Origin of the sequence: Lysinibacillus sp. RC79 (genome assembly GCF_041262405.1) — a bacterium.
Taxonomy (GTDB): domain Bacteria; phylum Bacillota; class Bacilli; order Bacillales_A; family Planococcaceae; genus Lysinibacillus.
The window spans coordinates 46,946-73,245 of record NZ_JBGCCD010000027.1; the positions used below are offsets into that span (position 1 = coordinate 46,946).

The window sequence follows — 26,300 nt, forward strand, 5'->3', positions numbered from 1 at the left end:
TATAGGAAAATAAATAAGAGGTGAGTTAAATGAACGATGCGTTTTGTAGTAACCACTTTCAGCTAGAACAAATTGGTAAAGGTATTTATGCAGCAATAGCCAAAGAAGGTGGCGGGGCTGTAGCAAATGCAGGTTTTGTGGATCTAGGCGATAAAGTTATCGTTTTTGATACATTTAACACACAACAAGCATCTGATGACTTAAAGCTCATTGCTGAAAAAACAACAAACCGAACTGTTACATGGGTTGTTAACAGTCATTGGCATGGCGACCATATTCGAGGCAACCAAACATTTAAAGATACTACTATTATTTCAAGCCAAATGACATACTCAAAAATTAGAGACATTCATCCCTCAAGATTCAGTAAACAGAAAAATGATATTCAAGGTTTAAACGATTATATTCAATCCTTAAAGGACCAGCTAAATCAAACCAATGATACCAAGATACAATACCAAATAAATTCTCTAAGTGAATTAAAAGAATCATTACCAACTTTGGAATTAGTATTACCGAACCAAACGTTTAACAATGAAGTAACCTTACAAGGAACGAAACGCATTGCAAAGCTTTTCACGCTAGGAGGAGGCCATTCCTTTTGTGATGCAATGCTTTATATTCCTGATGAGAAAGTAATATTTATGGGTGATTTATTATTTGTGAATTGTCACCCAACGTTTTTTGAAGAGTCTGATTCTGTGAAATGGAGCAATATTTTAATAAAAGTTGGACAACTAGAAATTGACATGGCTGTACCCGGACACGGTCCAACAGGTACTAAAGAAGATATCTCCAAAATAATCAATTATATATCTGAACTAATTACTATTGCAGAAGAGAGCAAGCAAAATGAGGAGATAGCAATTCCAGAAATCTTTAAAGATTGGAGTTCACCGGAGATTTACCAACAAAATATAAAACGACTAAGGGAATTGACAAATCCTTAATTATTAAGCAGTTGTTGATATAAATTAAAGAGTGGGAGTAGTAATTTGGCCCTCTCTTTCAAAAATCCAAGACAAATTGAATATCCTGCTCCTTCCCTATCAATAAGGGATTACTGATAAAACAAATTTAACCAATTACTCGAATTGTTGATGTTGCGGAATTTGTGCATTAGGACATCGTTTTTTTATTCTAAAATAAACTTCATTTTATCTTCTGGTAAAATTTTTATACTACCGTGAGCTGCTGTTTTATAAAATATTCCAGACCCTTATCAGATGATGAAATTAGATAACCAGTATACTTCTCTGTCGTTGGAGAAACCCTTGTTATACTTTGATACGGAATCTTACTTTTGAATGGCCCACCTTTAACTAAAAGATAATTTTCACAGAAAACAAACTTAATAGAATTTACGTACCACCAAATAAAAACTACTGAAACAATAAAGGTCGTTGACATAATAATAACAGTTGATAAAGATGTGAACGAAAGCAGTGATATAGCCCCAAATAGCCAAAACAATAAGAATATAATTATTGTTAAAATAATATCTGTTTTTGCATGATAAACCATAAGAGTCATCCCACCTTTCTTATTAATTTTCTCTAAATTCAGTTACTATTATTAGAATCAATAGGCAGTCGTTTCGAAGTATAAGACATTCTTTTAAGTACTTTTTAATAATGGTGTTTTTGATAAAAACCGAACTTTAATAATAACTTTTAACTGATCTTGATATAGAAAGCATACGTCCATGCAGTAATCGCCGACCCTAGAATAAGGGCGTGGAGAATCATATGCTCCAGGTTGGGACGCGGATTATTTTTAATACGAGGCAGTATGGTAATGGTGTTCGAAAAAATCCTTTCGTATACTTGTTGCCATGTCTCGTTATTCGGCATTTTATAGACCATCACACCTGTCAAATAAGGAATCCACCAGCTAAAAATTGCCCCAATCATAACAAGGGTCCATACAAATCCACTAATGCCGATCCATACGGGCTCGCGGGTTAAAGAAAGCAAAATGGGGATCATCATGATAATGCCGTTCACTAGCGCCTCTTTGCGGCGCTCTTTGGCTGAGTAATGACGGATCCCGTTAAAAGGATAAAAATCAATCCATGTTGTAAGTTGATGATAAAGCAACGTTGCCACCTGCAATAACAATAAATAAAAAAACATGATCGTTCCTCCTGTCATTGTTAGTCGTACTGTTGTTTGAATCCATTGATCAACGCAGTAAGGCCTACTTCGAACCATTGATTATAGTATTCCGTTGGCGCTGTGGGACGTTCAGGCCAATTGCCGACCTCTGCAAGTGCATGGCCAATAACAAAGACGGCGATCGACTGGATGATGAAAAGAACTTCTTCCGGATTTGCCTTCGTCTCTTCCATTGCAGCAATTAATGGGATAGCCAGTTTGGCGCCCGTCTCTTCAGAAACGGAGTGAATGGCCACCAATGGAACCACCCCCGGATGTGCTTTCAATATGTTTCTGAAATTAGTTGCAAAAGCATGGAGCGTCTGCGTCCATGGCAGCACAGTCGCTTCGTCAACAACAGCTTTAATGCTCACAGCATCGATAACCTGTTGTATAAGTGCTTCTTTATTTGGCACATGATGATAAAGGGATGCTGCCTCAACATTCAATGTAGTGCCAAGACGACGCATAGATAATCCTGCTGCACCATACGAATCCAAAATATCCAACGTAGCCTGAATAATACGCTTGTTACTTAAAGGTTCTTTTTGTAATTTTGACATAATTTATCTCCCCCCTCCTAAATCTAACACTGTTAGTTTAACATCGTTAGATTGGAAATATAATTACGTCAAGAGCCCATTTTTTCGACAATAACCGGGAACAGTCAGAATGGAGTTCTGTCGTAAAAGTAAATTATATCGTTTTTTTAATACTGTTTGTTGTTGTTTCTCCAACACCCGAAACACTGAAGCCGATGCTTTTTTGTTTTAATCTATGCCCTCCATTCTCTTCTTTACTACACTTAGGACGCACATCATTGCTCTTTTAAACGCTTTAAAGCTGATTTAAAATCCTGACTTTCCCCTACTTGACGGAAATTTTTAAATGGATTACTTACTTTTTTCATACGATCCAAAACAGCAGGAATCGTAAATTGATCGGGTGTTAAATGCTCATTAACCTCCTCCCAATGTAATGGAGTTGCCACTAAGCCCTTTTCGTTGCCACGAGTTGAATATGGAGCAATAATCGTCTTGCCTTCTGCATGCTGCACATAATCTAAATATAATTTTTGATGTCTATTCTTCTTTAAACGCTCGATCGTATACAATTCTGGTTTTTGCTCACTTAAAAAACGACAGACAAATTCAGTAAATACTCGTACCTCTTCATAAGTAAAGGCATTTTCAGGTAGCGGTATATATAGCTGTATTCCCTTACCTCCCGACGTTTTAGCAAAAGATTGTAACTTAAAATAATCGATAATTTCCTTTAAATCCAGGGCTCCAGTAACAGCAAGTGAAAATTGCTCAACGGAAGGAGGATCTAGATCGAAAACAATCTCAGTCGGACACTCTGTTTGCAACGTTTGAAATGGTATGTGCAGCTCTAGTGCAAGTTGATTGCCTAGCCACAATAATGCTTCAAGATTGTTACATACAAGATAATGAATATCGTCCATCCATCCAGTTGAAATAAACTCAGGTATTTTCTCTGGGCTACTTTTTTGATAAAAGCTTTCACCAGGTACCCCATGCGGAAAACGAATTAATGTAAGTGGGCGATTACGTAGAAAAGGTAATACATACGGAGAAATCATTTGCAAATAGTGCAAATAACCATCCTTCGTAATACCAATTTCTGGCCAAACAGGCTTATCGGGATGCGTAACCTGAACTGTATCTGGAATAGGGAAAAGTTGACGCTGCATATGCTGCCAATGACAGTCCTCTGGCAACATTTCCAGTCGAAATGCATGGAATCGTGGTTCTCGACATTTGCTTCCATCGAAATCAATACAGGCTATATCAAGACAAATAGATGGCCCCAGTTCCCATGTTTCATTATTCCTCTGTCCATTTGCTTGAAAAAAAGCAATGAGTGTTTTACGCTCTTCCTCTGACATTCCATGTTTAAAAATAACTACTTCAACTAGCTCCCCCTGTTGATAAATACTGCCATGAAAATAACCATTTCCATGATCATATTTCGTGACTATGACCGTTACATATCTCCAATTCTTTATTTTCAACCAATGTGTCGAGCGTGTATCTCCAATCCATTTACTTGTTATCTTCTTTGCAACCATTCCCTCTCCATTGTAAACCTTAATAGCCTGCCAAAGAGGCTCACTATGTCCCACACAACTAATCACTTGCAAAGGACATTGATCCTCATAGTCTACAGTCACAGGGAACTTTAAAGTCGTAAAAAGCTTAGAAAGTTGCTGCTTGCGTGTTTTTAAATATTTATTTGTCAGCGATTCCCCTTTATAGCTCAGTAAATCGAACGCAATATAATGACAAGGAAAGTCTTTTGCATGAGTAGCAATAACTTCTTTGTTTTGCATCCTACCTCTTTTTTGAACGTGCGAAAAATCACTTTTGAAGTTATTTGTTAAATAAACTAACTCACCGTCAAACGTTAACGGTAAAAACTTTTTAATTTTAGTAAATAAGCTCTTACAAAAATCAAGTATCTCTGGAAACAAGTGATTTAAGTTATTGCCATTTCTGCTTATTAACATCGGCTGTTCGTCCCAGACTAACATACACCTAAATCCATCATATTTTGTTTCGTACATCCAATCCTCACCAATAGGCGTTTCGAGCACTTCCGTTAATAGCATTGGTTTCATTTGAATACCTACTTTGCTTTTTACCTTCAGTTTTTGACGATTTCACTTTAAGATACATAAAAATAAGCAAAATATATCATAGTAAGAAAAACGAGGTGATACAAATGCACACAGTTTGGAAAGGCAGTATCTCATTTGGTCTTGTCAATATACCGGTAAAACTTCATGCCGCAACAGAAAATAAAGACATTAAATTGCGCCAACTCCATAAAGAATGTCATACACCCATTAGCTATAAAAAAGTTTGTGAAGGCTGTAACCAAGAAGTAAAAGATGAGGATATTGTCAAGGCTTATGAATATACAAAAAATAAGTTTGTCGTATTAGATCAAGAAGAATTAGAGAACTTGCGTAAGGAAAATGAAGATAAGGCCGTTGAAATCATTGATTTTGTAAAATTAACTGAAATTGATCCTATTTATTTTGAACGCACTTATTTTTTATCTCCTGATACGACTGGCGGAAAGGCTTATGCCCTCTTACGTCAAACATTAGAGCAATCCGGCAAAATAGGTGTGGCCAAAATTATTATCCGTTCAAAAGAGCAACTGGCGATTGTCCGTGTTTATCAAAATGCTTTAGTGATGGAAACGATTCATTTCCCTGATGAAGTAAGAAGTGTTGGTGATGTTCCAAATATTCCAAGCGAACAAAACATTGTTCCAAAAGAGCTAGAAACCGCACTCATGCTAGTCGATCAATTAACAACAGAATTTAATCCTGAAAAATATACAGACGATTATCGCAACGCTTTAATGGAACTTATAGAGGAGAAAAAAGCAACGAATACAATCTCGGCTAGCGATAAACGGCCAGTACCTGATAATGTCACGGACTTAATGACAGCACTTCAAGCTTCCTTAGAAAAAACGAAAAAGCCAACAACGAGAAAAAAACGAGCAACGAAAACAAAGAAAAATGCTTAAAATGCCAACCTAAGAAGCGTATCCATTGTTTGTGGATATGCTTTTTTTAAAGAATCTCCCTTTTACTTGTTACGACCAATAACTTGTCACTATATATTCCATATTTCTGATAAAAGTTAGGTTTGCCAATCTCCTCAAAATAACGATTCCATCTAAACATCTTTATAAATATTGAAAAGGTCGGTTTGTAATTGGACTTTTCCAAACCTAGTCTTTGTAACGTAAATCTCTTTATTATTCGATAGATTCGTATGAAATAATTTGTGTCTAAGAAAATAATTAAGTCGGCTTTCGAAAAGCTTTGTGCTACCCACTCCTCATTATGAACGCCCTCAATAATCCAAGCTTTCGTCAGAATAATATCATTCAAATAATCCACTTTTTGTTGATCGGACCTTCTAATATCCCCAGAATTTTGTCTGATCCAAACAACATTATCTAATTCATAATAAGGAATATTTAATGTCTCGGATAATTCTTTCGCTAAAGTTGTTTTCCCACTCCCAACAGAGCCAATGATATGTATTTTGCACGGAAGTTTCTGGTTCAAACGACCCCTCCTATTCTTTATAGTTTATTAATTTTGCGACTCATCGGACGCCCCCAGGAAAGCGCTCAGCTGGAACGGAAATCAACCACATATTTACGGTGCAAGCCTAATTTGTGAGAATATTGGATTTATTATACAATATCTTTAAGATAAAGTTAAAGGAGCGAATTGTATGTATCAAAATGAGTTTAGTGGAAATTTAGAGAAATATAAAAACCCTATTGAATATGATGTACTTCATGAAAATTATAACGTGGATTTATATTTTATTGAAAATCATCTCAAGAAGAATAGCGATACGATAATTGAATTAGCCTGTGGCACAGGTCGATTAGCTATTCCGCTAGCCAAGCAAGGATTCAATGTTTATGCAGTAGATATCCATGAAGGGATGCTTCAATTGGCAATTGAAAAAGCGAAAAAACAGAATGTACACGTACATTTTACTGCGCAAGATTGCACGCAGCTTCAACTACCTATTTCATCAAATTTCATCTATATGACAGGAAATGCATTTCAACATTTTCTAAGTAATGATAGTCAAAATGGTTTATTCCAATCCGTCAAAAAGCACTTACATCCAGGTGGAGAATTTTTATTCGATACGAGAAATGCTCTTCTAAGCGAACTGGCTATCGTGGATGAATACGAAGAAAGTTCAGTCAATAGCAAAGGTGAAAAACTAACTATTCAGCATCGTGAAGAATATGACCCTATCACACAAATCTTAACTTGCCGCTCTATAAATAAGCTAGAACACGCTATTTTCGAAGATTCAATTCGACTTCGCTATACATATCCAATGGAAATGAAGAGGCTATTAGAACAAAATGGGTTCGAATTGTTACACATATACGGTTCTTGGAAAAAAAGTGAATTCACAAAAGATAGTCCGGCTATGATTATACACACACGGTTATTAAAATAGGCTGTTTTCGTATAGATTGTTGCTGTTAAAACATAAAGAGCAAGTTGATTCTACACATTTTGTAGGTTAACTTGCTCTTTGTCTTTTGAGTTTCAGTAAATCCTACTTCAATTAAAACCCCTTTATAAATACTAAACTGAATTTATGTTAAATCGTTTATATAGAGACATAGACCTTGAATATAACACACCCTTTGAAGTGACCTCAAAACTCGTTAATTTACATAGAGGTACGATTCCAATTCTTTAACCTTGTTCCCGTCTAATTGGTGTGTGAGCCCGAATGTTTCGCTCTTTCCATCGTAATTTATTACAATGTCGAGATCATGTAGTAATTCAGTGAAATACTTAAAAGACTTTTTTAAGTCGTCATTGAACTTTGCCCTATCAGGCTCTAGCGTGTCCTGTCTCGATAAAACATAAACAAGATGTCCCATCCAAATTTGAAGCACATTCAGATTTTCAAAGTCCTTTTGAAGGTCGTCGCCTTGAACCCGAAAATATTTCATTTCCGAAGTGAGTCGATCTGCCTTCGGATAATATTCGTTCACGTCGGTTGTTTTGGTAATATCTTCGGCGTGATAGGCAATCCAAGCTTCTAACGTTGGTTCGATTCCATAATCGTTGAAGCCTTCAGGAGTTGAAACGTCCTTCCACACCTTCGCGTTGTTGACTTTAGTTTCTTCCGGTTTTACTTCTTCAATTTTAGTTTCTTCCTTTGCACATCCCGTTAATAAAACACTTACAAATAATCCTGTATATGCTATTTTCATTAACTTCATATCGGCTCCTCCTACAGTTGAAAAATCCTATACAAAATTTATCTATATTTTACCTAAAAAAACCATTTAATTTCCTGCACTAAACTACCTAGTTAGTTCAATAACAACAATCTTTGAGAAAACAGCCTTAAAATAAAATCAAAAACACAAACATACGTTTCACCAATCTGTTATAATTAAGAAAAAATTAGGAGATAAGTAGATGATAAACATTCGTGAACGCATGGAGCATTACCGTATAGCTGGCCTAAGTCTAGTAGCTATAGAAAAGGGAAAAATCAGTAAGACGGATCATTTCGGAGTTCTTGAAGCAGGTACCGATAAAAACATTAATCAGAATTCCATTTTCAACGCTTGTTCAATAAGTAAATTTCTAACAAGCGTTTTAGTGATGAAATTGGTAGAACAAGGAATCATAGACTTAGATGAAGATGTCAATAAAAAATTAGTTTCATGGAAGGTTCCTGACAATCCATTTACAAAGCATAAAAAGGTTACATTACGCAATCTACTAAGTCATCAATCTGGTATTGTAAACCCTGAAGGCAGTTTTATGGAAGTAGGATCAATCAATGCAATGCCATCCATGGTAGAAATATTGAATGGTAAAACTCCTTATTGTGATACTTCAATTGAAGTGACTGTTGAGCCTGAAAGTGAATTTCACTATTCTGATGCAGGCTTTTGTCTTATTCAATTATTAATAGAAGATATAACGCAAAAACCTTTTTCGCATCTCATGGATACATTTGTATATCGCAACCCAATTTTGAGCCAATTGTTAACTGAGCCAGTGAGCCACTTTACACTACCTGTCTTTTCCAGAAGAACACCTCGGCTTTATTTGGAGTGGCGGGCATGATACCCTTGTACGGGCGTTAAATTACTGATACTACGCCTTTAAAGTGCGAATTATGCCCGCAGAGGCTCCATGTAAAGCCCACCGAAAAATATGCTATGACATTTAACTTGTCCACTGAAATGGATTGCCTGTTCAATTGCGAAGTGGCTCAATTTTCATTTGCGAAATACATACATTTATTTTTAAACCATTGGACATGACAAACAGTACATTTTCTACCTCTCTTTCAACATCAAATATGGATAACTTTGCATGTGGCCATGATCAATACGGAGCTTTAATTCCAGGGAAATATTCTATTTATCCTTATATTGCAGCTTGTGGTATATGGACTACTCCTAGTGATTTAACAAAATTATTACTGGATATTATGAATGCTATCAAAGGGCAAAGTAAAATCGGCGTTACTACAAAACTAGTAAAAGAACTGTTCCGCTCACAGGGATGTAAGGAATGGACGGGCCTTGGCGTATTTCTAGATGGCACGGACGAGAAGCTCGAATTTTCCTCTCTTGGCTGGGGTGTTGGGTTTCAATGTATGCTAGTAGCCTATCCATACCTCGAAAAAGGGATAGTTATAATGACTAATACTGATACAGGTATGCATCAAATGAAGGGAATCATGGGTGAAATCTATCATGCACTTTACTAATAACAGAAAAAGAGGCTGGAACATCAAGCCTCTTTCTTCACCTTATAATGCATTTGCACCATTTGCCCATAGCGTTGTGTATTGACTAACTTCAAATCTTGATATGGATTATGATCCTTAAACAATGGAATTCCAGAGCCTAAAAGATGCGGCGTAATCGTAATAATTAATTCATCTATTAACTGCTCTTTCATAAAGGCATCAAGAATTCCCGCTCCGCCAACCATCCAAATTTTAGTTCCTTCCTGTTCCCTTATTTTTTTCGTAAACGCTACTACATCTTCATTCACAAACTCAACATGTTCGTTTTTACCACTTTCGGATGCTGTGAATACATAACATTTCTTATCGGGATATGGAAAAGACTCAATATGGTCAACAACGTAATCATACGTTCTTTTTCCCATAATAATAGTATCGATAGATTGATACATGTCGGAATAACCAGCATCCCCTTCCCCCTCTGTTTCTTCTAACCATTGTAAATCATCATTCTCTTTCGCAATAAATCCATCCAAACTAGTCGCAATATATAAAATGATTTCTCGTGACATAACGTCATCTCCTTTTCCCTTTTGTAAAACTCATGAACAATATCTATAATATACATAAAACATGACAACTACTGTCACGATTAAAAGAAAAGGTGAGAAAATGTCAAAAGCAAAACGTTTATTAGATATCCTCCTGTTTGTTAGTGCGAAAAAGAAATTTACTGCACAGGAAGTTGCTGATGAATTCAATATATCGATTCGCACGGTTCATCGATATATTTTAGATTTAAGTGATATGGGCTTGCCTATTTACGCTGAACAAGGACGAAACGGTGGCTATTCTGTCCTAACGAGCCGACTTCTTCCCCCTATTTTATTTACAGAAGATGAAGTAGTTTCGATTTTCTTTGCGTTTCAATCACTGCATTATTATCGTGATTTACCCTTTAATACGGAGATTAAATCCGCTTCTCATAAGCTTTATAGCTCTCTTCAGGAGGAGGCGAAGCAGAAAGTGGATAAACTTCAATCCTACATTGCGTTTTGGAATCCTAAACGAGCGATTGAAACACCTTTATTGAAAGCAGTTTTAGAGGCAGCCATTGAAAACAAAAATCTACATATTCAATATGAATCCAAATCTGGTACAACAACGAAACATATTCATCCAATTGGTGTTTATGCTCATGATGGGTTGTGGTATATGCCCGCCTTTGATTTCACTAAACAAAAAATATTATTGTTTCGTGTAGATCGAATTCTTTCCATCGTAGAAAGCGAAGAATACAAAGAGGAATTTTTAAATTTAGAGGAGTGGTTTGGCAGCACATATGAAAATAAACAACCTATTCGTTTACATGTTCTATTGTCCAGAGAAGGTGTACGCCAATGCAAAAGCGATCCAAACCTTGAAGATTTTGTCGTTATAAAAGAAGATGGCACAGGTTATATTGATTCTATTATAGACAAAGGTGAGCTTAATTTTATTAGCCCCCTCTTCTATCGACTTGGCATGCATGCTCAAATTGAAGAACCAAAAGAATTAATCAATATTTTAAGACAGCAGGCAAAAGACATTTTATCTAATTATCCAGAAAATGATTAATGCTATATGACGATTTTGTAAGATTGGCGTAACATTCATCGTTACTACTTTATGGACAATTTCCTTATACTTTGTGAGTAAGGAGGAGAGAAAATGCAACCAATTGAATTAAACAAACGAATTGATACATTAGATTATTTAAGAGGATTTGCTTTATTAGGAATTATTTTAGTAAATATTTCGGCATTATTATGGATTAATACACCGGACACATCTATAGATATTGCATATCATAGATTTTTAATATTATTTGTGGAAGGTAAGTTTTTCTCGATTTTTTCATTTTTATTTGGTGTAGGCTTTTATATTTTTATTTCCCGTGCAATAGCTAAAAATGAAAACGCCTATCTATTGTTTATTAGAAGAATGATTATATTATTGTTAATCGGGCTTGTACATTTTTATTTTCAACCTGGAGAAGCTTTAACTATCTATGCAATATTTGGGCTAATTGCGTTACCATTTTATAAAGTTCGCAAGGAAATAAACGTAACTATAGGACTTATACTATTAGGGGTAACTGCTTATTATGGCATCAAAATTGTTATGCCGTTTCCACTTATTTTACTGGGATTAGCTGCTGGGCAGTATCGAATTTTTGAAAAGATCAATGACAATCGTAAAAGCATATTTATCTTTACAGTTATAATGTTCATTATTAGCATAGGTGGCTTGCTGTATCAATGGCATTATGTCCCAGAGGCAATGGTGAACGTTGACAATATGACAGAGGGTGAATTTACAGAACATGTGACAAACATTGAAAAATTTTCATTAATCGGGCTTCAATTTAGCCCATTTGTATCGGCATTTTATGTAGGATTTTTAATAATTTTACTACAACATCCTTTAAGCCAGAAATTGCTTTCACCGTTAAATGCCTATGGCCGAATGGCATTAACAAATTATTTAGGACAAACAGCGCTAATCTTACTAATTGGCAATGCCTTTAACCTTATTGACAACATTCGTTTTATCCAATCTCTTTGGATTTGCATAGGCATATACATTTTCCAATTATTATTTAGTAAGGTTTGGATGAAATTCTTTAAATTCGGTCCATTAGAATGGTTGTGGCGCATGGGTACTTATTGGACAGTACCTTCATTGTTAAAAACTTCTACAAATTCTAAGGAACGCCACTAAGTAGAAACTGTATAATTTTAGTAAATGGCGAACGCCTAACAGAAAGCTTTTATTCTTCATAATATAGTAATGTACCTAATTCGCTTCCAACTTGCTCATACAATGGGCAAGAAACACACCCCCATCATTAAATTTTATTTTTTGGTCACTTTTCTTAGGAAAAGTGACCTTTTTTCTTTTCAAATGCCTCGAAAATTGCGTAATAAAAAAAACCGACAAAATCATTAAGATTTTGTCGGTTACTCAGCTTATTTAGCAGCCCAAATATCTATTTCCAATTTAATATCAGGGAGTCCTAAAGCAGTAATATAAGCTATCGTCATAGAAGGATAAGGATTTCCAAACATCGTTTCCCATTGTTGATCGAAGTCATCCCAATCTATTTCTTCAGTTGCCCAAATATTAGCTTTCACCACATTGTCTGCGTTAAGTCCCTCTGCCTCCAATATTAATTGAATATTTTTAAAAGTATTCTTAACCTGCTCTGTAAGTGATGATGGCATTTCCCCGTTTACCCCAACTCCAATTTGTCCAGATAATGCGTATATTGTTGCATCCTTTGGAAGTATTGTAAGATGGCTATAATTGCCAACAGGGCTAGGTACTTGGATTGGATTTTTACGTGTTATTTTATTGTTCATGGTTAATCTCCTCTAGGTTTTTATTTATTTTTCTAAAAAAAGGGCAGACTCGTCCCTATAAACTTAATTTTAGAAAAAAACAGCAGTTGAGAACCCAATACCCATACTTAAAAAACGTAATGATCTTTTTTTCATTTGGATTCTCCCCTTTCACCTAAAGTTATTTTCATATTACCATGTTTTTCATAAAATAATCAAATCTCTACATTTTTATTTCTTTTTCCTTTTTGGTGAATATCTTCACTAATCCCAATAAACAATAAATCACAGCTGACACTATAACACTATAAAATAACACAGTGATTGAGGTTGGACCCCATACTGTAATAAACTCCCAATTCGATCTCTCTGGTAATAGTTTCGGGAACATAATGATAAGTGCAAAAATTATTGCAACACTTAAAGAATGAAAGATTAATAAAAAAGTTCTTTTTATATTTAAAGATACTCTAATTCGTTGTTTTTTAACAATTTCCCTTAAGGTTGTAAGCAATAGAATACTTAAAAACATCCCCAAGCCTACAACAATAACACATATAAGTGAAATAATTTTATCCAAATTCTGAAAGATGTCAGTATGAATAGTATTTACCGTTTTCCCTTCCCACAAATCTATCACACCTTGCCCTATCGCAGTTGTATAGCTCGAGTTCATATTGGATAATACGGCTACTCCTAATTGTTCATCGGGCTGCATGACGAAATAAGATGAGAATGTTGGATTTTCACCAGCATGGAATATATATTGTTCTTCTTTTCCCATAACTCCCCAACCACTTGCATAGTATGTGTCCTTATCGAAAGGCTCTACAGATTGATCTGGGATATGCGATTCTTGAATAATTTTATAATCAATCGAATCAATTTGGCTATTTCCTAACTGTAGCTTTAACCATTTTGCTATATCGCTTGTGTTACTTATTACATATCCTGCAGGTACATTTCCACGGTAGATCGGTGGTGTATATTCCTGCTCTCTCATCAGTCCTATTTTATATCCCGTGGCCATCTCATTAGATTTAACTTGATGAATTCCAACAAATGTATCATTCATAGAGATTGGCTTTAATATTTGCTGTTTGATATACGTATCAAAGGGTTGTTTTGAAACCTTTTCAATAACGAGTCCCAAAACATCATAATTGATTGTTGCGTATTCAAATGAGCTACCTGGTTGTCTATTTAATGGCTGATCAAGCAATTTTTTCACCGTCAACTCAAGAGCATTCGGTTCGTTGCTTTTTGGGATATTAGATATTGTGTTAGTAGCTATTCCACTTGTATGATACAGTAACTGATTAATAGTAATTGACTGAAGCTTCCCATTATATTTTAACTTTAACCATGGGATATACTTTCGGACATCATCAGAACGTTTTAGTAAGCCTTCCCTTTCCAATTGTAGAATTGCTAATCCTGTAAATGCTTTCGATGTAGATCCTAGTTCAAATAATGTATTAGAGGTAACTGGTGTTTTTGACTGAACATCGGCATATCCAAAGCCTTTTTCATAAACCGTTTTCCCCTTCTCTACAATTACTAACGATATCCCTGGAATTTTACTAATCGCCTTTTGCTCTTTAACAAATTGATCAATCTTTTGAATTTTTTCAGTTGAATCTGCATTTACGATTGTTGACGTTAAACTATAAAAGGCTACAATCATAGCAATTATAAGCATATAGATTTTTAATGATGGTTTCATTTCATGTCTCCTTTAAGCTGGGTACAAGGTTATATAATTCCTTAATTTAACTATAACAAGGAATTAATACCACAACCATTGTTTTTCATGACTAAAAACATCACAACATGACAGTTTTGTAACTTAGAATCTTAATAAACACAAAAAGACCAGATTCCCATTCTAAAAAAGAGAACTGATCTTTGTTAATGATAGCAATTAGGATTTAAATTTCTGCTCTAAAAGATTTACCCAGCTGGTGTCCAAGTCCAAAATAATGACGGAAATTATAAATAAGTGGGCTCCATTTATTTGGATCAATATAATTTTCTTCAACTATAATTTCCTTATGAGCATGTACATGTATTACTTGTGTCTCAACAATGGCAAAAAAGGGAGCATATTCAGGGATTCGAATATGTTTTACTCTTGCCTCAAGTTGAATTGGACACTCTGCAATTCTTGTAGGTTTTACTGATTTAGACTCGGTTGGCGTTAAATTACTAATTTCATATTTTTCTTTTTCAAATGTAAATCCATTCGCTCTCTTATATTCAGGAACGGGGTTTTTTCCTGTAAAAGGAGCTAATTTTTCTACATTCTCCCATAATGAAGGATCTGGGATATTAATGACACATTCAGGATGTCGTTCTAAATTTTCAATAGCCTTTCCCCCAAGCCCAATTCCTAAAATAATACAATCTCCTAACGCCCATGATGATGAAAGAGGGCTAATATTTACTGTGCCATCTTCATTTAGTGTAGATAATAATATCACAGGTGTCCCATAGTATAGAATTTTTGGATTAATCATTTCTGTATTAGCAATTTGAGTCATTTTATCTCCTCCTATCCGTACTATCAATTTTCATAGTACAAGATAAATATTTCAATTTTCATCGAAATATGGATTGCGTTTTAAGACATTTACTGTATCTTAGTAATTTTATCGAACTATTAAATGAAATAGAAAATGACCAGGCTCAACATTAATTGCAGTGCCTGGTCATACCCTTTTCGTTATCGTTTATTTTTAATAACAACTTCAGTTACAGCTAACGATTTTCTTGGTTTAATATTTTCCATAATAATATCCGCGATATCATTAGGATCCATTAATGTCTTAGTTTTTTCCTCAGTAAATATCCCGTCCCAAAATTCTGTTCTCATACCACCCATATAAACAGCACATACATGAATAGAAGTTTCGTTTAATTCTAGTGCTAGACTCTCTGTAAATCCTCGTACACCAAATTTACTAGCACAATAAACAGACTCCGTTACTTTTCCTTCTAGACCAGCTGTAGAAACGATATTGACGATTGTTCCTTCATTTCGTTCTTTCATACCATTTAGCACTTCTTGTGTGCAAAAAATGGTTCCTTTTAGGTTAATATCAATCATTTGATGGACTGATTCCTCATTCAAGTTTTCAGCAATATCAAAATAGCCAACACCAGCATTATTAATTAGTAACTGAATTGATCCAAAATCCTCTTGTATAGAATGAATTACTTTAGCGACCATTTGTTTCGAAGTAACATCAACCTCATAAATAGAATAGCTATCGGTTAAAGTTTTAGCCGTATTCTCAAGCTTTGATTTCGTTCGACCGAGTAAACAAATGTGATTGCCTAAAGACGAATATTTTTTAGCAAGTGCTGCACCTAAACCACTGCCAGCCCCTGTTATAACAACGATATTTTTGCTCATATTGATCATCCTCTCTCTCAGTTAATTATACCAGAATAGAAACTCCTATCAATATGAGGATCGTTGAATTGTATCATTATCCCTGCCCTATTTAATAAAGCATCGAGAAGCGTTGCACGTATTGTTATCGATTTCAGTCACTCTTATAACGCGCAATAACTTAGGGTTTATTTCAAGTGAAATTAACATATTGAGGTTTCACCATTTATTATTTTGCCGTTTTCGTCATTAATATAGTCCGTTCCGTTCTCACAGTTTTCTTTATTTTCCCATTTAACAATATACTCGTTTCCTTTATGACTAACTGACTTAATTTCAACTTTACCAATGTTTATTGCGTGGCTTTTTAACACAAGTGATTTTGCCTGTTCTTCTGAAATTTTTGGTATCGAATTATGATTACATCCGCTCATTATCAAAATCAAGGATATACACAATATTGTAACTATCTTCCTCAAAATATTTTCACCTCCATATTTCCTTAGACGTGAAGTTATTCTAGAAGTTTCAAATATATCCATAATACACCATCATTAAAATAGTAGAGAGAATATAGGAGATACTCCTGAAAGGTTGAAAGTAATAGCTCAATCACTTGCTAAAGCAGAAAGATTTAAATAGTTCTATTAATCAATTTCTACATTTTTATAGAAACTTGATTAATACGTTTAGAGCATTTCAATAGATGCTGATTACTATGAGTATGTAATCTGCAGATTATAAATCTTTTATTTTGAAGGAGGTGAATAATTGCCTTTAACTACTGGTCCAATTGAAAATACAGGAAATCAATCCGCTAATGCAGCTAGCGTTCGTATCAAAATTTTCAATCTAACTGGAGATTTACTAACTGGAGTAGTAAGAGTTTTTAGACTTAACGGTTCAAGACAATTACTATCAACAACTGCATTTAGCGCAAATGCCAATGCTTCTACTTTTGTAACTCCAAGTGTAGGAAATTCGGCTCAATATGAAGTTGAAATCGTTCCTAATCAAACTGGCGGATTATATAGTGTATACGGAAGAACAGCTTTAGGCGTTCTAATTACTGACCAAAGGTTTGTGAATTCAGAATTAACGGAGATTCTTTAATTGTAGGAATAAATCTTTACTAACATTCTCCGTTTAAAGTATTTAAAGGAAAATCAAGTGGGGTACATTTGAGATTAAACTTCTCCTTTGTACCCCCATTTACACAATGCTGAATACTTAAGTAACAAGTTGAGAATCTTAATTCAATTACTTTGTTCTCCCCTGATCAAGACACTTCTCAATTTAATAATTCCCCCGCTCTATTCACTTTTCACAAAAAGAATTGAAGATGACACCCGAAAGCTCACTCCCCCAATAAGTAGTAGTTATTTCTTTCAAAAACCTTAGACGCAAAATAAGAATAAAGAACTACACTAATTTTATTCTTTTCGACGCATATAAGTTCCAATTCATTCATACTTCCATGTCAATCAACACTTTTATGTCATTTTTTGGGTATTCCAAACATATACTATTATATTTATTAATAAAACGACATAATTTCATCGAATACAGAATATAATTCTGGAGGGTGTTAAATGAATACAATTAAATCTTTAATTTTCCCCCAAGACTTGAATAGATTAAACAAAACTCAACTAAAAGAGATTTGTAATAAAATGACTTTAGAATCAACTGGCAATGTAGATGAATTAGCAAGTAGAGTGTGGGACGCTTTTGAGCATTTAGATGGCGACGTACTTAAAATGATCAGCAATAATATTTTCTCTGGAGCAGTTTCTTTAGCTTGGTACCAGGCGACAAATAATACTGGTTTAATAGGATTTAAACAAAGTATTATTGATAAAATGCCATTTAACCCTTTCGAAACAGTAGTTACACCAATTAGCGAAAATATTCCTATTGATCCTACAATTATTGCCGCTGCTGAAATTAAAGGTTCTCAAGCATATTATTTAAGATTTATTCATAGAACTGGTGTTAATGTTGATTACTTTTTAGCTAACCGAAGAGAATACATTAAGCACGAAATTACAACAGTTTATATTGATGAAGACATGGGAATAATTGAAGTGCGAGCAAGTTCAGCTGTTGCCAAAAAAATTATGGCTTGGTTAACTAAAATTGTCGATGAAGAATATGAATTCAAACAGTATGATTTGTTAGAGAAATATGGTGGTACACTTGAGTCTTTAGCTGATACTCTTCAAGGAAAGCTTATTGATGCTACAGGTAGACCAGCAGGATCAGTCAATACATTTGAAGAAACACAGGGTCAATCAATTGTGAGTATACTTTCTGCAATTGACGAATACTATACTAATGGTGAATTATCAGTTCTAGAGCAAAATTTAAATAGCGAAGATATTACCGGCATTTTAGAAACAACACCTTTTACTTTGTTACTTTTAAGTGGTCTTGAAACAATAGGATTAGGTAGTATTAGAGAACTACGAGGTTTACCATTATACAATTATTTAGAACCTTATCTATCCAAACAAAAGGGGTCCATATTGTTTGAACATAGTGTTGATGGCGTGAAACAAGAATATTCTATTCGAATCGGCGTAAATACAAAGACATTTAAGTTCAATGTATTTGCGTCTGAACCTGTATTGGATTATATTAGAGAAAAATTGATTTACCAAATTTATTCTGCGAGGTAAAAGTATTGAGCAATTTAAAGCCATGGGAAATTTCTCAAAAAATAGATAATGCACTTGAGGCAATTGCTATTAGTAAAATAGAAAAATTTTACCATAGTTATATTGCAAAAATAACTAACTTACCTCTTGGAGTAGTTATCGATACATTATCTGAATTAGAAAAAAAAGAAGCGCTCGTTATACAATTAGAATTTCACTGCGAGGAATGTAATAAAAGTATTTTAACTGCTAATAAATCTGAACTTGAAAATTTTGATTCCATTACTTGCAAGTATTGTGGTACAGAAAATTGTTTTGATCCTTTAAACGCTATTCCAATCATCGAATTAAGTGATGATTTCAGACAAAGTTTTTCAAAAAAAAAATTAATAACAAAAAGGAAAATGTCGGGTTAAGGTATCAAAATAATCCTGAGAGTTTAAGAGAAATTATCGATATTTTAGCCAAAGAAAATTCTGATCAATTATTAGATAAAGTATCAAAGCTTGGGAAAGTTACTATTATCTTAGGAGATGGTTATATGGGTGATTCTAGTAAATATGGTGGTTTAACTTTTGGAGAAAACAAAGGTAATATAACTATTGAAAACAATGGTACACTCAATCAAGGGATAGCTAGCTTGCCTAATGACATTATCAATGCTTTACAACAGCTTCATCAAGAAATTCAACACCTAGCAGAGGAACAACGAGAGATTGCAGAAGCTAATTTTGAACTCCTTCAAACTCATATAGAAAATGGAGATAAAGAGAAAGCTAAAAAACCATTAGAGAAATTAACTAGTATACTAGGTGTTATTAGCTCTATTGTCTCGATCGCTTCTGCCTTAGGACTTGGAATTCCTTTAAAATAATAGATAGAGAACAAATCGGGGTACAAATTATTTTTGTACCCCTGAAATATATATTTAAGAACAAAGCTTTCAGAAGAAAAACGGGTGCCATCTATCGACAACGAAAATTCGATGTAGAACCAGTTTTTCGATTCCTGAAGGCTAATTTGCATTTCACTCGATTTTCTGTCCGAGGAAAATTGATTGAAGGTAGAAAACGTACTAGTGCCGACCAGCGTTGGAACGTGATGTATTCATTTTTTAGCTATAGAACTAATCATTTCTACACAATTTTGGGGTACAAGTTATTTCTCTTGTACCCATTAAACCTTGATATATAAGCATTTGTAGAACTATCTAAATATATTGTGCTCATATAGGTAATCATACGAAAGATCGACGAACAAATACTCATGCTCGTTAATAGCAATTGAAAATGTTCTTGTAATTTCCCCTGTCTCGATATCTCGATAAAGCTCTGAGATTTCTCCGCTTTGATCGTTGCGCATTTTTATAATTGTTTGTAGGAAGTACGGACGCCAACTCCAGTTTTTATTGATGGCTCTTGGCTGCAACTCCCACTGTCCATCTATACGCATTACGTTTGGAGATAGTTGGAAACCATCTTCATTACAAATATATACTCGGAACGAATAACAATCCAATAGCTGCGCTAAATGCTCTAAATGTGTGATGTTGTCACTAGAAGGTTTAACACGATGGACAATCGCTTCTAGCTCCTCCCTCAACTTCTTTAACTCAAAATATTGCGCCTCTAATATCTTCTTTTCAGAGGTAATAAACTGCTGGCACTCCTCTTTAAAACGCTCCTTTAAAATATCCTTCTCTACGAATATCAATGCAGGGTTTGCCAAGTATCGGCCCTGATAAAATCGGCCTCCATTCTTCCAAGCAAACTGTAGTTGATAAACAGTTTCGATTCCTTCAAATAAGAGATTTGCGCCGATTTTATAAGCGAGGCTACCTATTGCCGATATCATATCTGACTGTGCAGACCAAGAATCATAATTCAAGTCTCGAATATTGACCTTTAATATTTGTGGTGATAATAGAGCAATGTGCTCTAAATGACTCTCCGCTCCTACTTCCTGAACGGCAATTTTGACACCAAAAGTCGTAAAGTATCGTACTGCATGGTGCAACTTATGAATGTCACCTAAAAAACGATGCTCAGAAACAACTAATACAATACGATGTAAATCCTCTTCACTTATATATTGTTGAATAATATTAAAATGACTTTCACCGAAATCCTGCATCAGTAAGTTCGGGTTACTTGGAATATAAATATCAATATCCTGTCCGATTTCTTCTACTTCGGCTAATGCAGCGTGTAAAATTTTATGTTCCATGTCAATACGATATTCTTCTGGAATATCTTCGTTATTCACAAAATCTTTTAAATTAATTTGTTGACCCTCGATTTGTAACTGTCCGGAAATTTCGTAGGCAATCACCGTATGCGCATCCGCGCTAAATATAGGTTGAAAATACCCATGTATTTGATCTAAATTTGTTAAAACCTCAATTGCATCCATTGTCGAAACCTCCATACATGATGTTATCCAAGAATAACATTACATTCACAGCTCATTACATGAAAAAGCTCTCTGACTGTATAATAATTTGTTTAAAGTAAATTGGCAACTTCACATGGCGTTATTTTATGGAATAAATCTGTCCTGAAATTTAACAAACTTCCACCTAACTGATTTATTAATAAAACTAATGCTTGTGCTTAAGCACATTTTTCTGTCAATTCATCACTAACAACGACTTTCCCATAAAATAGGTTGCTTAAGTAAGCATATTTATTTTTGCTTTACCCTACATGCATTCACTGAATTTTTCATGTATTGCTGTGTAAAAAACTTTATCATTATAACTTATGCAACAATTCAAAGTGAAAGCCATGATAACTAAAGGTTTTCATCCTATATCCTAAAAATTATTCAGCCATTCACCCACCCCAAATTATTTAGTAAAAAAGCAGTATTCCAAAGTATGGATTATACCCTACAGGAATACTGCTCATGACTATTCTGACATAAAGAAATACCAAATAATAGCAATTGTAATTAATGATAAGATGACAGCAATTGTTACACGAAGTGGTGAAAATGGGGCATCCCCACCTACTCGACCTGTTTGTCCATTTACCATAAATCGATAAATTTTCTCTTTATAGCGGAATGAAGAAAGCCAAATTGGTAACATTAGATATTTGTATGTAATATCATCATGTGTTGTTGAGAAATGTACATTGGATACTACATCCGCATTATGTTCCCAACGTATTTTTGAGGTAATTTGTGCATTCAGATGATCTGAAATTTCCCTCTTCGCCTGACTCCACCCGTCCTGTAAACCAATACTGTAGCGTTCTGATAAAAAGCCTGTTACATATTCTGGTTTATAGGCTTTATTATTGAGTAAATTAAAGGGTTCTACTTTTCGCATCATATTTCGATCATAACGGGTTGTCGCACTTATTAAATGATCATCAATAAATTCCTGATAAAAACCACTTGTGGAATACCAATCCGTTTCAGTTCGGGTATTTCCCTCTTTATCTGTAACTGTACGATGTCTACCGTATCTTGCAGAATATCTTGAACTTGTTTTCGTATCAAAAGTCCAATAAGGAAGATAAACCCCTTTAAATGAATCAGGCTTTGCACTATCTTTTGCTGCTCTCGGTGTAAACCATTTTCCCTTAATCCAACTTTGGAAGTTCTCTCCCGCCTGCTTATCTGTTATTTCAAATGCGCATACCCCATTCGGTGCTAGTGTATTTTCAGCACTAGCCTCCATAACCTGATTAGAACCACAGTATGGGCAACTATCAGCTACCTGTAATGCATCATAAATCGTTTCTGCCGCACAGGATTTACAAATGACTGTTTTCTTCTCAACACCCCAGTTAAAATTTCCACGTTCTTCAGCCATTGCAAAATCCATTTCCTGGGCAACTTTTTCCTCTTGCTTTTCTGGGGCTGCAATTTCATTCTCATAACCACAATAAGGACATTTTAGCTTTCCAGTTGCTGGGTTAAATTCAATGGATGCACTACATGATGGACACTCAGCGTCAAAATCAAGCTTTACTTGTTTAGCATTTTCAGCATCTTGCGTTGGCATCATTAGTCATCTCCTTACTTAACATCATTCTCATCAAACACATCGCCACATTCTGGACAGAATTTTGGAGGGTTTGCAGGATCTTCTGGCAGCCAACCACATTTATCGCAAACGTATTGTAATACTCCTGAAGGTTTTTTAGCACCACATTCGCTACAGAATTTACCTTTGTTGACAGCACCACATGTACAAGTCCAGCCTTCTTCTGCAGGTTTTGGTGTCCCACAATTTGAGCAGAATTTACCAGTGTTTTCGTTGCCACATGCACATTTCCATGCGCCCGAGTTCGTCGCTGGTTGACCTTGCTGGGCTGCCTGTTTATTTTGCTCATTCATTTGGTAAAGCTGTCCTGCATTAACACCGCCTGCTTGTGTCGCCATGTTCATGCCCATAAATCCTGCCATTGCTCCGCCATCATTATTAGCTGCTGCAATCATTGCTTCCGCCTGAGCACCTGTTAATTGAGCCGCAGCCATACCTGGATCACGCATCACTGCATTTCGTTGTAGTTGTTTAATCATTGTTTCATCTTCTTCAGATGCTTTTAAAGAACTAATGCCAAAGGATACAACTGCTAAACCACGAGTTGCTAGCCATTTCTCTGATAACACTTTATTAAGGGCATCTGCAAGAGCAACCGTATGTGCAGGAATTTCGCTATAGCGTACCCCACTTGCTGAAATATGTGCGAAAGCCGGCTGTAACGCAGTCATCAGCTCCGTTTTTAATTGGCTATCGATTGCATCTCTTGTAAATTCACGCTCTACGTTTCCACATACATTTGTATAGAATAATAATGGATCGACAATTTTATATGAATATTCGCCATGACAACGAATAGCAATATCAATATCTAGGCCGATATTACGGTCGATAACACGGAAAGGAACCGGTGCTGGTGTCCCATATTTATTGCCTACGATTTCTTTTTTATTAAAATAGTACACACGCTGATCTTTTGCAGGTTCTCCGCCAAATGTGAAGCGTTTACCAATCTGCTTGAATGTTTCCATAATGCCTTCAGACAAATCATTGCCATACATAATCGAAGGCTCTGTTGATGTATCATAAACATACTCGCCAGACTCCGCAGAGAACTCCACTACTTTCCCTTGCTCGACAATCATCATACATTGCCCTTCATTGATAGCAATAATAGAGCCATTACTAATAATGTTGTCATTGCCTTTATTGGACCCTCGTTTTGAAGTACGTTTATGCCCCTTCTCCACAAGAACATCCGCTGAGAGTGACTCACAATAGAAATATTCACGCCATTGATCTTCTAGAACACCTGCTAATGCCCCAACTCCTGCTTTTAATAAACCCATATTTATTCCCACCTTCAACTTATATACTAAGACTTATTTTATCATATCAATTATGCCTCGGCATAATTGCGTCCGGATTCGGCTTTGTGCTTAGGCCTGCAAATGTTTTTTGTGCGAAAGCGCAGTGCTAACGTAGCGGCAGCAACAGATGTTTTTTGCGCGAAAGCGTAGCGGCAGCGGCACCGATGCAGGTCAGTTAGCCGTTATCGCATGGATGCGATGACTTTAGGCTAACATCCTATGTGGACTCCTTTCCGATTCCGTGACATCCGCCGGAGGCTTTGGGCCAACGTGATGTTGGTCACTCAGTCTTTGCCACAGGACGTGGCGTTCTTAGACTGAGTTCATCTATTTCGGTGGGTGTTTAGACACCCGCTGAATGAAGATAAAATAATCTAATCAATATGTAGTACGCATAAAAAGGACAATTTGTTTCATTTTTTTAAACTTCTTTATAAAAAGCTGTTTTAGTATAGATTGTTGCTCCCTTGATTAAGTTGAATAAAATCTAATGCAGATGTTTGTTAATGTGGAGATATTTATATGAAGAGTTCAGCGGAAGGTATACCAACTGGGCTTATTTATATCTCCAGCACAAAATAAAGGATATGGAACAGAGGCAGTAAAAGAAATAATAGAATGAGCGTTTTCATTTAAGAATGTTAATAAAGTAATTGCTGGATGCTTGGTTGATAATTTCCCATCAACTTGAGTGTTAGAAAAGCTAAAGATGAATAAAATTGAGTAGTAGATCATATGTTAAAACGGCAATTCTAAGAGGAAATTTTTATATAAAAAAACCAAAAGCGTACCAATAAGAGAATTAAGAGGTGATGAAATGCTGTTAAAAAGCAAATATTTTAGGCAGTTTATCTTTTCATTTATAGCAATTATAGTAATTGCTATATACAACCCTTCATATCTTAATAGAGTCTTGCAGGTTTGTTTAGTAGCTTTTCTATTTTCCATAATTTCTGATCTTGCTTTTCAAAATAAAAAATTCCGAGACTTTTCATTATTACAGAAAATTTCCCTTTTTGTAATGGTTGTGGGCATATTTATATTAGTTTTCAGTTCCGTTAAATACAGCTATTAGTTCTTTCTTCGGTCAAAAAAGCAACAATCTTCAAGAAAAGAGCCTTATAAAAAAGAGATAGCTCCATAGGAACTACCTCTCTCGTATTGTAAGTACTATATCATTTTTTAGTGGATCTTAGTGTTTCTTAAGAACATGCGGAAATAGCCACAAGCACCCAGGCAACGATAAATAACATACCGCCGATTGGGGTAATCGCTCCAAGCTTTTTCACACCTGTAACGGCCAATACATATAAACTACCAGAGAAAAACACGATACCCGCCAACATTAAATATCCTGCCCAAGAAAGCATACTAGAAGCTCCTAAAAGGGCATCATTCGATAAAATACCAAGCCCCAGTAAACCTAATGCATGATACATATGGTATTGCACTGCAGTTTCCCAAATGGCTGCATAGTGTGGTGACGCAAATTTATCTTTTAGTGCATGTGCCCCAAAAGCGCCAAGCACGACACCTAGACAAGCCATAATTGCTCCTATAGCCAATAAAAGTTCCATGTATGATTCTCCTATTTCGTCTCGCGTGCGATTTCTTTGTATTTCGCATCCCATGCCGGATTGATTTTACTTAAAGATATCGGACGTAACGTATCTTTGTGCGCTAGAATATGTACGGACTGAGCAGTCGCTGCAATCGTGCCATCTTCATGTAAAATTTCATAGCCATATGTTGTACGTAGACGATCGTGTTTTTCCACCCATGTACGTACCGTTGCCACTTGGCCATACTGCATAGCTGCCTTGTACGAAATGGATAAATCCATCACCGGCGATACATAACCATCTTTTTCTAATGCTGCATACTCATAGCCTGCATCATTTACTAACTGCGAGCGACCTATTTCCATCCAAATGATATAGTTCGCATGATACACCACACCCATTTGGTCGGTCTCAGCATATCGAATTTCAACTTGTTTCTCACTAACAAACATT

At 35.3% G+C, this 26,300-nt stretch carries 28 protein-coding genes; 11 read left to right on the top strand and 17 right to left on the bottom strand.

The annotated features are described in order from the left end of the window. Nucleotides 1-29 precede the first annotated feature (29 nt). Nucleotides 30-950, top strand: coding sequence for an MBL fold metallo-hydrolase (locus ABH968_RS20600; RefSeq protein ID WP_370047016.1), 921 nt, complete (start codon nucleotides 30-32; stop codon nucleotides 948-950). A 226-nt stretch (nucleotides 951-1,176) separates the two neighbouring features. Here ABH968_RS20600 and ABH968_RS20605 read toward each other — a convergent pair whose 3' ends face one another. The 4 genes from ABH968_RS20605 to ABH968_RS20620 form a co-directional block, all read right to left on the bottom strand. After that, on the bottom strand, nucleotides 1,177-1,524 hold the full coding sequence (locus ABH968_RS20605; protein WP_370047018.1) for a PH domain-containing protein: 348 nt from the start codon (nucleotides 1,522-1,524) through the stop codon (nucleotides 1,177-1,179). 149 nt (nucleotides 1,525-1,673) lie between these two features. After that, on the bottom strand, nucleotides 1,674-2,135 hold the full coding sequence (locus ABH968_RS20610) for a hypothetical protein (RefSeq protein WP_370047019.1): 462 nt from the start codon (nucleotides 2,133-2,135) through the stop codon (nucleotides 1,674-1,676). A 20-nt stretch (nucleotides 2,136-2,155) separates the two neighbouring features. Continuing rightward, entirely contained in the window at nucleotides 2,156-2,719 is a 564-nt protein-coding gene (locus ABH968_RS20615) for a TetR/AcrR family transcriptional regulator (RefSeq protein WP_370047020.1), read from the bottom strand. Between the two features lie 254 nt (nucleotides 2,720-2,973). Next, nucleotides 2,974-4,797 (bottom strand): DNA ligase D, encoded by a 1,824-nt coding sequence (locus ABH968_RS20620; RefSeq protein WP_370047022.1) that lies wholly within the window; start codon nucleotides 4,795-4,797, stop codon nucleotides 2,974-2,976. A 104-nt stretch (nucleotides 4,798-4,901) separates the two neighbouring features. On the opposite strand from ABH968_RS20620, the gene ku reads away from it, so the two are divergent. Next, nucleotides 4,902-5,723: a non-homologous end joining protein Ku gene (ku, locus tag ABH968_RS20625; RefSeq protein WP_370047024.1), complete on the top strand. Its 822-nt coding sequence runs from the start codon at nucleotides 4,902-4,904 to the stop codon at nucleotides 5,721-5,723. 46 nt (nucleotides 5,724-5,769) lie between these two features. On the opposite strand, the gene ABH968_RS20630 is transcribed toward ku, so the two are convergent. Continuing rightward, entirely contained in the window at nucleotides 5,770-6,273 is a 504-nt protein-coding gene (locus ABH968_RS20630) for an AAA family ATPase (protein WP_370047026.1), read from the bottom strand. Between the two features lie 172 nt (nucleotides 6,274-6,445). Here ABH968_RS20630 and ABH968_RS20635 point away from each other — a divergent pair, with 172 nt between their 5' ends. Next, the gene (locus tag ABH968_RS20635) at nucleotides 6,446-7,201 is read left to right on the top strand and encodes a methyltransferase domain-containing protein (protein WP_370047028.1); all 756 of its coding nucleotides are present in this window, start codon (nucleotides 6,446-6,448) and stop codon (nucleotides 7,199-7,201) included. 214 nt (nucleotides 7,202-7,415) lie between these two features. On the opposite strand, the gene ABH968_RS20640 is transcribed toward ABH968_RS20635, so the two are convergent. Further along, on the bottom strand, nucleotides 7,416-7,982 hold the full coding sequence (locus ABH968_RS20640; protein WP_370047030.1) for a hypothetical protein: 567 nt from the start codon (nucleotides 7,980-7,982) through the stop codon (nucleotides 7,416-7,418). A 202-nt stretch (nucleotides 7,983-8,184) separates the two neighbouring features. On the opposite strand from ABH968_RS20640, the gene ABH968_RS20645 reads away from it, so the two are divergent. Next, a complete protein-coding gene (locus ABH968_RS20645; RefSeq protein WP_370047031.1) occupies nucleotides 8,185-8,844 on the top strand; it encodes a serine hydrolase domain-containing protein in 660 nt (219 codons plus the stop codon). Between the two features lie 136 nt (nucleotides 8,845-8,980). Continuing rightward, a complete protein-coding gene (locus ABH968_RS20650; RefSeq protein WP_370047033.1) occupies nucleotides 8,981-9,496 on the top strand; it encodes a serine hydrolase in 516 nt (171 codons plus the stop codon). 23 nt (nucleotides 9,497-9,519) lie between these two features. Here ABH968_RS20650 and ABH968_RS20655 read toward each other — a convergent pair whose 3' ends face one another. Next, nucleotides 9,520-10,050, bottom strand: coding sequence for a dihydrofolate reductase family protein (locus tag ABH968_RS20655; RefSeq protein ID WP_370047035.1), 531 nt, complete (start codon nucleotides 10,048-10,050; stop codon nucleotides 9,520-9,522). A gap of 100 nt (nucleotides 10,051-10,150) precedes the next feature. On the opposite strand from ABH968_RS20655, the gene ABH968_RS20660 reads away from it, so the two are divergent. Together ABH968_RS20660 and ABH968_RS20665 are read left to right on the top strand one after the other, a co-directional pair. Beyond that, complete coding sequence (locus ABH968_RS20660) at nucleotides 10,151-11,095, top strand: helix-turn-helix transcriptional regulator (RefSeq protein WP_370047037.1); 945 nt, start codon at nucleotides 10,151-10,153, stop codon at nucleotides 11,093-11,095. 93 nt (nucleotides 11,096-11,188) lie between these two features. Further along, a complete protein-coding gene (locus ABH968_RS20665) occupies nucleotides 11,189-12,241 on the top strand; it encodes a DUF418 domain-containing protein (RefSeq protein ID WP_370047038.1) in 1,053 nt (350 codons plus the stop codon). Between the two features lie 248 nt (nucleotides 12,242-12,489). Here the strand turns inward: ABH968_RS20665 and ABH968_RS20670 are convergent, their stop codons facing one another. From ABH968_RS20670 to ABH968_RS20690, 5 genes are all read right to left on the bottom strand, one after another. Further along, nucleotides 12,490-12,882 (bottom strand): RidA family protein, encoded by a 393-nt coding sequence (locus ABH968_RS20670; protein ID WP_370047040.1) that lies wholly within the window; start codon nucleotides 12,880-12,882, stop codon nucleotides 12,490-12,492. Nucleotides 12,883-13,084: 202 nt separating this feature from the next. Further along, on the bottom strand, nucleotides 13,085-14,587 hold the full coding sequence (locus tag ABH968_RS20675) for a serine hydrolase domain-containing protein (protein ID WP_370047042.1): 1,503 nt from the start codon (nucleotides 14,585-14,587) through the stop codon (nucleotides 13,085-13,087). A gap of 205 nt (nucleotides 14,588-14,792) precedes the next feature. Beyond that, nucleotides 14,793-15,404 (bottom strand): flavin reductase family protein, encoded by a 612-nt coding sequence (locus tag ABH968_RS20680; RefSeq protein WP_370047044.1) that lies wholly within the window; start codon nucleotides 15,402-15,404, stop codon nucleotides 14,793-14,795. 182 nt (nucleotides 15,405-15,586) lie between these two features. After that, nucleotides 15,587-16,279, bottom strand: coding sequence for an SDR family oxidoreductase (locus ABH968_RS20685; RefSeq protein WP_370047046.1), 693 nt, complete (start codon nucleotides 16,277-16,279; stop codon nucleotides 15,587-15,589). A gap of 182 nt (nucleotides 16,280-16,461) precedes the next feature. Next, nucleotides 16,462-16,800 carry a hypothetical protein gene (locus ABH968_RS20690; RefSeq protein WP_370047047.1) on the bottom strand — a complete coding sequence of 113 codons (339 nt, stop codon included), beginning with the start codon at nucleotides 16,798-16,800 and terminating at the stop codon, nucleotides 16,462-16,464. 229 nt (nucleotides 16,801-17,029) lie between these two features. Here ABH968_RS20690 and ABH968_RS20695 point away from each other — a divergent pair, with 229 nt between their 5' ends. From ABH968_RS20695 to ABH968_RS20710, 4 genes are all read left to right on the top strand, one after another. Then, nucleotides 17,030-17,371, top strand: coding sequence for an ATPase (locus tag ABH968_RS20695; protein WP_370047049.1), 342 nt, complete (start codon nucleotides 17,030-17,032; stop codon nucleotides 17,369-17,371). A 479-nt stretch (nucleotides 17,372-17,850) separates the two neighbouring features. After that, nucleotides 17,851-18,939, top strand: coding sequence for a hypothetical protein (locus tag ABH968_RS20700; protein ID WP_370047051.1), 1,089 nt, complete (start codon nucleotides 17,851-17,853; stop codon nucleotides 18,937-18,939). Between the two features lie 5 nt (nucleotides 18,940-18,944). Beyond that, the gene (locus ABH968_RS20705) at nucleotides 18,945-19,334 is read left to right on the top strand and encodes a hypothetical protein (RefSeq protein WP_370047053.1); all 390 of its coding nucleotides are present in this window, start codon (nucleotides 18,945-18,947) and stop codon (nucleotides 19,332-19,334) included. 125 nt (nucleotides 19,335-19,459) lie between these two features. Continuing rightward, complete coding sequence (locus ABH968_RS20710) at nucleotides 19,460-19,792, top strand: hypothetical protein (RefSeq protein ID WP_370047054.1); 333 nt, start codon at nucleotides 19,460-19,462, stop codon at nucleotides 19,790-19,792. A gap of 332 nt (nucleotides 19,793-20,124) precedes the next feature. Here ABH968_RS20710 and ABH968_RS20715 read toward each other — a convergent pair whose 3' ends face one another. The 5 genes from ABH968_RS20715 to ABH968_RS20735 form a co-directional block, all read right to left on the bottom strand. Continuing rightward, complete coding sequence (locus tag ABH968_RS20715) at nucleotides 20,125-21,330, bottom strand: EAL domain-containing protein (protein WP_370047056.1); 1,206 nt, start codon at nucleotides 21,328-21,330, stop codon at nucleotides 20,125-20,127. Nucleotides 21,331-21,829: 499 nt separating this feature from the next. After that, entirely contained in the window at nucleotides 21,830-22,933 is a 1,104-nt protein-coding gene (locus ABH968_RS20720) for a TFIIB-type zinc ribbon-containing protein (protein ID WP_370047067.1), read from the bottom strand. Nucleotides 22,934-22,947: 14 nt separating this feature from the next. After that, nucleotides 22,948-24,264 carry an SPFH domain-containing protein gene (locus ABH968_RS20725; RefSeq protein ID WP_370047058.1) on the bottom strand — a complete coding sequence of 439 codons (1,317 nt, stop codon included), beginning with the start codon at nucleotides 24,262-24,264 and terminating at the stop codon, nucleotides 22,948-22,950. A 1,223-nt stretch (nucleotides 24,265-25,487) separates the two neighbouring features. After that, a complete protein-coding gene (locus tag ABH968_RS20730; protein ID WP_370047060.1) occupies nucleotides 25,488-25,862 on the bottom strand; it encodes a DUF423 domain-containing protein in 375 nt (124 codons plus the stop codon). A gap of 11 nt (nucleotides 25,863-25,873) precedes the next feature. Further along, nucleotides 25,874-26,299: an acyl-CoA thioesterase gene (locus tag ABH968_RS20735; protein WP_370047061.1), complete on the bottom strand. Its 426-nt coding sequence runs from the start codon at nucleotides 26,297-26,299 to the stop codon at nucleotides 25,874-25,876. Between the last annotated feature and the right edge of the window lies 1 nt (nucleotide 26,300).

What these genes read in the sequence shown, in the direction of transcription:
- ABH968_RS20615 (WP_370047020.1), bottom strand. Translation starts at nt 2,719, where the DNA reads ATGTCAAAATTACAAAAAGAACCTTTAAGTAACAAGCGTATTATTCAG.
- ABH968_RS20725 (WP_370047058.1), bottom strand. Translation starts at nt 24,264, where the DNA reads ATGGGTTTATTAAAAGCAGGAGTTGGGGCATTAGCAGGTGTTCTAGAA.
- ABH968_RS20670 (WP_370047040.1), bottom strand. Translation starts at nt 12,882, where the DNA reads ATGAACAATAAAATAACACGTAAAAATCCAATCCAAGTACCTAGCCCT.
- ABH968_RS20700 (WP_370047051.1), top strand. Translation starts at nt 17,851, where the DNA reads ATGAATACAATTAAATCTTTAATTTTCCCCCAAGACTTGAATAGATTA.
- ABH968_RS20730 (WP_370047060.1), bottom strand. Translation starts at nt 25,862, where the DNA reads ATGGAACTTTTATTGGCTATAGGAGCAATTATGGCTTGTCTAGGTGTC.
- ABH968_RS20600 (WP_370047016.1), top strand. Translation starts at nt 30, where the DNA reads ATGAACGATGCGTTTTGTAGTAACCACTTTCAGCTAGAACAAATTGGT.
- ku (WP_370047024.1), top strand. Translation starts at nt 4,902, where the DNA reads ATGCACACAGTTTGGAAAGGCAGTATCTCATTTGGTCTTGTCAATATA.
- ABH968_RS20605 (WP_370047018.1), bottom strand. Translation starts at nt 1,524, where the DNA reads ATGGTTTATCATGCAAAAACAGATATTATTTTAACAATAATTATATTC.
- ABH968_RS20715 (WP_370047056.1), bottom strand. Translation starts at nt 21,330, where the DNA reads ATGGATGCAATTGAGGTTTTAACAAATTTAGATCAAATACATGGGTAT.
- ABH968_RS20665 (WP_370047038.1), top strand. Translation starts at nt 11,189, where the DNA reads ATGCAACCAATTGAATTAAACAAACGAATTGATACATTAGATTATTTA.
- ABH968_RS20610 (WP_370047019.1), bottom strand. Translation starts at nt 2,135, where the DNA reads ATGTTTTTTTATTTATTGTTATTGCAGGTGGCAACGTTGCTTTATCAT.
- ABH968_RS20645 (WP_370047031.1), top strand. Translation starts at nt 8,185, where the DNA reads ATGATAAACATTCGTGAACGCATGGAGCATTACCGTATAGCTGGCCTA.
- ABH968_RS20640 (WP_370047030.1), bottom strand. Translation starts at nt 7,982, where the DNA reads ATGAAGTTAATGAAAATAGCATATACAGGATTATTTGTAAGTGTTTTA.
- ABH968_RS20675 (WP_370047042.1), bottom strand. Translation starts at nt 14,587, where the DNA reads ATGAAACCATCATTAAAAATCTATATGCTTATAATTGCTATGATTGTA.
- ABH968_RS20685 (WP_370047046.1), bottom strand. Translation starts at nt 16,279, where the DNA reads ATGAGCAAAAATATCGTTGTTATAACAGGGGCTGGCAGTGGTTTAGGT.
- ABH968_RS20680 (WP_370047044.1), bottom strand. Translation starts at nt 15,404, where the DNA reads ATGACTCAAATTGCTAATACAGAAATGATTAATCCAAAAATTCTATAC.
- ABH968_RS20735 (WP_370047061.1), bottom strand. Translation starts at nt 26,299, where the DNA reads ATGTTTGTTAGTGAGAAACAAGTTGAAATTCGATATGCTGAGACCGAC.
- ABH968_RS20620 (WP_370047022.1), bottom strand. Translation starts at nt 4,797, where the DNA reads ATGAAACCAATGCTATTAACGGAAGTGCTCGAAACGCCTATTGGTGAG.
- ABH968_RS20655 (WP_370047035.1), bottom strand. Translation starts at nt 10,050, where the DNA reads ATGTCACGAGAAATCATTTTATATATTGCGACTAGTTTGGATGGATTT.
- ABH968_RS20635 (WP_370047028.1), top strand. Translation starts at nt 6,446, where the DNA reads ATGTATCAAAATGAGTTTAGTGGAAATTTAGAGAAATATAAAAACCCT.
- ABH968_RS20690 (WP_370047047.1), bottom strand. Translation starts at nt 16,800, where the DNA reads ATGGATATATTTGAAACTTCTAGAATAACTTCACGTCTAAGGAAATAT.
- ABH968_RS20710 (WP_370047054.1), top strand. Translation starts at nt 19,460, where the DNA reads ATGGGTGATTCTAGTAAATATGGTGGTTTAACTTTTGGAGAAAACAAA.
- ABH968_RS20660 (WP_370047037.1), top strand. Translation starts at nt 10,151, where the DNA reads ATGTCAAAAGCAAAACGTTTATTAGATATCCTCCTGTTTGTTAGTGCG.
- ABH968_RS20720 (WP_370047067.1), bottom strand. Translation starts at nt 22,933, where the DNA reads ATGCCAACGCAAGATGCTGAAAATGCTAAACAAGTAAAGCTTGATTTT.